Below are 6,073 nucleotides of genomic sequence, written 5' to 3' on the forward strand. Positions count from 1 at the left end.
GGACGAGTCATCCGAAGGGATTCGTCCGGGCGTGGACGGCGTTGATCACCGCGAAGGGAATGATCCTGCCGGCGATCTCGACATAGTCGGAAGCAACGAGTGCGCATCGCCCCCGAATGCTGCCCGCACGGTCGGCGACATCGATCGACACCTCTTCATAGGCGGCTGACCAGCGGCGCAGCGCCGATCCCAGACCCAATTTCTCGAGCCCTCCGGCGTCGAACCGATGCACTCTCGCGGTCAGTCTGAATCCGCGGACAGCCCTGATCGCAATGACGGAGACTTCGACTCCGGCGAGGACGATGATGTCCCGACCGAGGAAGCACGCCGTCCCCGTGATATCCCGATCCGGCATCGTCACCTGCACCGTCGATCCCAGCGTCCCGCGCATCCGTTCGAGCAGAGTCCTTTCGGCGGCCTGACCGGCCACCTCGTCACCGAATTCGCCTCTCCTGACGTGCGCCTGCGCCGCCGTGTCGGCGGCTTCGATATCCGCCAGGAATGCATCGATGCGATCGTCCATGATTGCCAAGCCTGCCCCAGCTGTAGTCCACTTTCAAGACTTGAAATGAAGACGCACCGAACTACAGTCATGTAGTTAGAGCTGATCCATTGACATCAAATAACATCTAACGGCATCATTATGTTCAATATCCAATGGAGGATGTCTAGATGTATCTCTTGATCGCATGTGCGAGTTCGTGGCTGGTTGTGCTCGGTTCGTTCGCCGCTGCGTGGGAGCGGCTTCCTCAGCCGTGGACGACCAGCGACGTCGTCGTCATCGTCATCATCGGCACCGGATCGCTCCTGTTCGCACGGATCGGGCTCATCTCTCTTCTGGCCCTGCTGCTGCAGGTCCTTCCCACCGGCCGTTTCCGTTCGGCGCTTGCCGGATTGGTCGTCAAGGCAATGCCCCGGATACTCGCGTCGAGTGTTCTTGCCATCGTCTCTGCCGGCCTCGTGGTCCACTCCGCTCAAGCGGCACCGCTCGCTGGTCCCGGCCCTGACCCCACATCGTCCGCACAGGCTCCTTCCGTCGCTGCACCATCTGCGCATACTCCGTCCGCCCCTGCCGATCCCGGCTGGCCGACGATCGACGATGATCAGCGCTCTGCGGACTCCTCCGACGATGCGGGACGGTCTCAGGATGAGCAGCCGCCAGACGGTTCCAAGCCGCGTGAGGAATCCGAACCACCCGACCGAGTCCGCCCGCCCGATCCCGGTTGGCCCACAGAGCCGCCCGCAGACGGAGCGCCTTCAGCACCACCGACCGACCCGCCGTCGGACGGGTCGTCGGACGGGCCGACGGAGGGGTCAGGCGAATCCGACCACAGCAGGGAGCCGAATGAGCCAGGCGACAGTGACGATGCCGCCGAGCCTGCGGATCCTGGAACCGCCACACATGTTGTGGCTCAAGGCGAGAGCCTGTGGTCGATCGCTGCCGATCTGGCCGAGACCCCAGAAGAGATCCCCCAGCTCGTCGCGCACGTCTATTCCACCAACGAGGACACCATCGGACCCGATCCGAGCCTCATCATCGCTGGCCAGAGATTGGAGATCCAGAAATGACCGCCCCACTCACCCTCACTCGGCCGCAGGCGTCGGCACCGCCTCGGCGAGAGGTCGCACCGTCGTCCACGGCATCGCCCACTCGCCGGGTCAGCGGGCAGGTCCGGGGCCAGGACATTGCGGACGATCGGGCGCGGATCGCGGCCACGGCCACCTCGTTGGCGGTAGCCTGCCTCGAAGTCCTCTCCGGCGTCAGACGCAGCGAGACGATCGCCAGATGGGTCCAACCGGAGCTGCTGGCGAAGATCGACCACCGCTGTCAGCTGCGCGCCGAGGTGGCACCCCACAGGGCGACCGCTGCCGGAGCCCGGACGGTGCGGCCGGGAACGGCACACGTCTGTCAGATCAGTCCCGAGATCGCCGAGGTCACGGTCATCGTCGCCGCCGCCAATCGCGTCCGGGCGGTGGCAGTCCGCTTGGAACTGCTCACCACCCGGTGGACGCTGACTGCGCTGCAGACGATGTGAGCCTCTGTGGGCTCGATGTCAGCTCTTGGCCTTCTTCTTCGCGCGACGCTCGGCGCGATTGGCCGGAGCCGGTTCGTCTTCGTCCTCGGATTCGGAAACCGAAGCGGAACCGCCCTCGGACGGCGCCGACAGCTGCATCTTGGGAGTCTTGTGACGCAGCTCCTCAGCGTCGACCTCGACCTCGGGTTCGTCCCCATCGGAGCCGGCCGATGAGGTCACCTGCACCTGCAGAGTGTTGGTCAGGCGGACGACGTCCTCCTTGATCCCGTCCTGCATGGTGGTGAACATCTCGAAGCCCTCGCGTTGGTATTCCACCAGCGGATCGCGCTGGGCCATCGCCCGCAGTCCGATGCCGTTCTTGAGGTAGTCCATCTCGTAGAGGTGCTCACGCCAGCGCTTGTCGATGACAGAGAGCACCACACGGCGTTCGAGTTCGCGGGTGGCGTCCTCTCCGAGTTCCTCTTCGCGCTGGGAGTAGAACAGTGCGATGTCCGACTGGATCTCCTGGTTGAGGCGGTTCTTCGTCAGATTGCCGAGGCCACCGAGTTCCTCGGCGAGGTCCTCGGGAGTGATCGACGGTGAGTAGATCTTGCCGAGAGCCTCGAAGAGCTCGTCGACCTGCCACTCCTCGACCGGTCCCGTCGTCGCCTGGGCGACATAGGCATCGATGACCTCTTCCCGGAAGTTCGCGACCTGATCTTCGAGGTCGGCGCCGTCGAGCACTCGGCGGCGCTCATCGTAGATCACAGTGCGCTGACGGTTGAGCACATCGTCGTATTTGAGCACGTTCTTGCGCTGCTCGGCATTGCGCTGCTCGATCTGCGACTGGGCCGAGAGGATGGCACGGGAGACCATCTTCGATTCCAGCGGCACATCATCGGGCACGTTCGCTGTGGCCATAATCCGTTCGGCGGCCCCCGAGCCGAAGAGCCGCATGAGGTCATCGGTCAGGGACAGGTAGAACCGGGATTCGCCGGGGTCTCCCTGGCGGCCGGAGCGTCCGCGCAGCTGATTGTCGATGCGGCGGGATTCGTGGCGTTCGGTGCCGAGCACATAGAGTCCTCCGAGCTCGACGACCTCTTCGGCTTCTTCCTTGACCTTGTCCTCGGCGGCCTTGAGCACCTCCGGCCATTCGGACTCGTACTGGTCCTCGTTCTCGGCGGGGTCGAGACCTCGACGTTCCATTTCCGCGACGGCGAGGAACTCGGCGTTTCCGCCGAGCATGATGTCGGTACCGCGTCCGGCCATGTTCGTGGCCACCGTGACGGCGTTCTTGCGGCCGGCCATCGCCACGATCGAGGCCTCACGGGCGTGGTTCTTCGCGTTGAGGACCTCATGCTTGACCCCGCGTTTGGCCAGATGCTTCGAGAGGTATTCGCTCTTCTCGACGCTCGTCGTGCCGACGAGGACGGGCTGTCCGGTCTCGTGGCGTTCGACGATGTCGTCGACGACGGCGTCGAACTTCGCGATCTCGTTCTTGTAGACGAAGTCGGACTGGTCGACGCGCTGCATCGGTTTGTTCGTCGGAATCGGCACGACACCGAGCTTGTAGGTCGACATGAATTCCGCGGCTTCGGTCTCAGCCGTACCGGTCATTCCCGAGAGCTTTTCGTAGAGGCGGAAGAAGTTCTGCAGGGTGATCGTCGCCAGGGTCTGGTTCTCTGCCTGGACCTTCACCCCTTCCTTCGCCTCGATGGCCTGGTGCAGGCCCTCGTTGTAGCGGCGGCCCTTGAGCACACGGCCCGTGTGCTCGTCGACGATGAGGACTTCACCGTCGAGGACGACGTAGTCCTTGTCCTTCTTGAACAGCTCCTTGGCGCGGATGGCGTTGTTGAGGAAGCTGATGAGCGGAGTGTTCTCCGCATCGTAGAGGTTGCCGATGCCCAGGTAGTCCTCGACACGTTCGATTCCGGGTTCGAGGACGCCGACGGTGCGCTTCTTCTCATCGACTTCGTAGTCGCGGTCGGTCTTCAGACGCTTAACGACCTTGGCGAATTCGCCGTACCAGCGGTTCGCATCGCCTTCGGCAGGACCGGAGATGATGAGCGGGGTACGGGCCTCGTCGATGAGGATCGAGTCGACCTCGTCGACGATGGCGAAGGCATGGCCGCGCTGGACGAGCTCGTCCGCCGACCAGGCCATATTGTCGCGCAGGTAGTCGAAGCCGAACTCGTTGTTCGTGCCGTAGGTGATGTCAGCGGCGTACTGCTTGCGGCGCAGATCCGAAGGCATATTCGCCTGGATGCAGCCGGTCTCCATACCGAGGAAGCGGAAGACGCGTCCCATGAGCTCGGACTGGTAGGTGGCCAGGTAGTCGTTGACCGTGATGATGTGGACCGGATCGCCGGTGAGCGCGTTGAGGTAAGCCGGGGCCGTGGCGACGAGGGTCTTGCCCTCACCGGTCTTCATCTCGGCGATGTTGCCCAGGTGCAGGGCGGCGCCGCCCATGAGCTGGACGTCGAAGTGCCGCAGACCCAGAGTCCGGCTCGAGGCCTCGCGAACGGTGGCGAAGGCTTCGGGAAGGAGGGAATCGAGGCTCTCGCCGTCCTTGTAGCGCTCCTTGAACCGGCCGGTTTCCTCCCGCAGTTCGGTGTCCGTCATCTCGCTGAACTCATCGGACAGCTGATTGATGGCATCCGTGTATCGGCGGAGCTTCTTCAGAGTTCTGCCTTCACCTGTGCGCAGAAGCTTCTCGAGGAAATTAGCCACTTTTCTCCTAATCGGCATGTCTGCCGGACAACGACTCGAACGACTGTATAGCCCCTAGCTTAATGGCAGGTGAGTACCTTCGAGGTCCACGGCAGTCAGTCCCAGCCACTCAGCCATCGTCGTGAGCTCTTCGGCCAGCTCGGTGGTGTGCTCCTCCCCCGGCTCCCATGTCACCCGGTGAGCACGCAGGATTCCCGCAGCCCGGTCCCTGTGCAGGTCGACTCGCCCGACGAGGCGATCACCGAGAAGGAACGGAGTGACGTAGTAGCCGTGCACACGCTTGGCGGCCGGGGTGTAGATCTCGATCCGATAGTGGAAGTCGAAGAGCCATTCGATGCGCGGCCGGTAGAAGACCAAAGGATCGAACGGTGCCAACAGCGCTCGAGCATTCACGGTGCGCGGGGTCCGAGCCTCATGCCATTTCAGGGCGGGGATACCTTCGACGTCGACTTCGCGCAGCTCGCCCGAAGCGATGAGTTCGGTGATGGCGGCGTCGGTCGGTGCCCGCCGCTGCCGAAAGTAGTCGGCGATGTCCTCGGGCCGGGAGATGCCCAGGGCACGTGCCGCGATACGGGTGAGTTCGAAGACATTGTTCTCGACCCCGGATATTCCGCGAGGCAGCTCCGCATTCGGGTCCAGCCCCAGCCGAGGATCATCCGGCGGCCCGTAGTTCAGCCGCAGCTGCGGCAGCTCGGGTGAGACGTCTCGGGCCAGAGCATAGATGCGTTCGAAGTGATCGTTGCGTCCGGAGGCACTGATGACTCCACCGGCGAACAGCGCTTCGAGGGCGACTTTCACCTGGCTGGGATTCCAGCCCCAGTGCCCGCGGTGGATCTCCGGCAGGTCGTGGTCGACCACCTCGGCGACTTCCCGTGCCGTCATCGGCCGGGTGGACAGGGCGGTGAGGACGCGAGTCTGGAGGTTTCGGAACTCCTCGCCGGTCTCCGGGTGGCGCTGTCCGAAGTCGTTGCGCCACCATTCGCTGTGGGCGCGGGCGAAGTGCTTCCATGTCTGCGGCGGCACGAAGGCCGCGGCGTGTGCCCAGTACTCGACGCCCATGCGCGGAGAAGAGTAGAAGAGACGGTCCAGGGTCTCCCGCGGATAGGGCCCCAGGCGGGAATAGAAGGGCAGATAGTGGGAACGGACGACTCTGGCGACCGAGTCGATCTGGGTCAGTCCCATGGTGGCGAAGACAGTCTTGAGGTGTCGAGCGGTGACCTTTGCCGGTCGCGGTCTGTCCAGCCCCGTCGCTGTGATCGCCGTCCTGCGGGCCGCGGCCCGTGTCATCCTCTGCATACCCCAACGCTATACCCCAATTACTACCTGAC

5 protein-coding genes are annotated in these 6,073 nt (G+C 63.8%); 2 read left to right on the forward strand and 3 right to left on the reverse strand.

Annotated elements, in window-relative coordinates; genetic code table 11:
* Positions 1 to 7: 7 nt before the first annotated feature.
* Positions 8 to 523 carry a hypothetical protein gene (locus ACSBQT_RS02130; protein WP_410710318.1) on the reverse strand — a complete coding sequence of 172 codons (516 nt, stop codon included), beginning with the start codon at positions 521 to 523 and terminating at the stop codon, positions 8 to 10.
* A gap of 149 nt (positions 524 to 672) precedes the next feature.
* On the opposite strand from ACSBQT_RS02130, the gene ACSBQT_RS02135 reads away from it, so the two are divergent.
* Both ACSBQT_RS02135 and ACSBQT_RS02140 read left to right on the forward strand, forming a co-directional pair.
* On the forward strand, positions 673 to 1,569 hold the full coding sequence (locus tag ACSBQT_RS02135; protein WP_435000767.1) for a hypothetical protein: 897 nt from the start codon (positions 673 to 675) through the stop codon (positions 1,567 to 1,569).
* Complete coding sequence (locus tag ACSBQT_RS02140; RefSeq protein ID WP_435000768.1) at positions 1,566 to 2,036, forward strand: Rv3235 family protein; 471 nt, start codon at positions 1,566 to 1,568, stop codon at positions 2,034 to 2,036. The genes ACSBQT_RS02135 and ACSBQT_RS02140 overlap by 4 nt, the downstream gene beginning before the upstream one ends.
* 18 nt (positions 2,037 to 2,054) lie before the next feature.
* Here the strand turns inward: ACSBQT_RS02140 and secA are convergent, their stop codons facing one another.
* Complete coding sequence (gene secA, locus ACSBQT_RS02145; protein WP_410710321.1) at positions 2,055 to 4,745, reverse strand: preprotein translocase subunit SecA; 2,691 nt, start codon at positions 4,743 to 4,745, stop codon at positions 2,055 to 2,057.
* A 54-nt stretch (positions 4,746 to 4,799) separates the two neighbouring features.
* Positions 4,800 to 6,041, reverse strand: a complete 1,242-nt coding sequence (locus ACSBQT_RS02150; RefSeq protein ID WP_410710322.1) for a winged helix-turn-helix domain-containing protein — start codon at positions 6,039 to 6,041, stop codon at positions 4,800 to 4,802.
* Positions 6,042 to 6,073 lie beyond the last annotated feature (32 nt).

Origin of the sequence: Brevibacterium sp. H602, from assembly GCF_051172395.1 — a bacterium.
Taxonomy (GTDB): domain Bacteria; phylum Actinomycetota; class Actinomycetes; order Actinomycetales; family Brevibacteriaceae; genus Brevibacterium.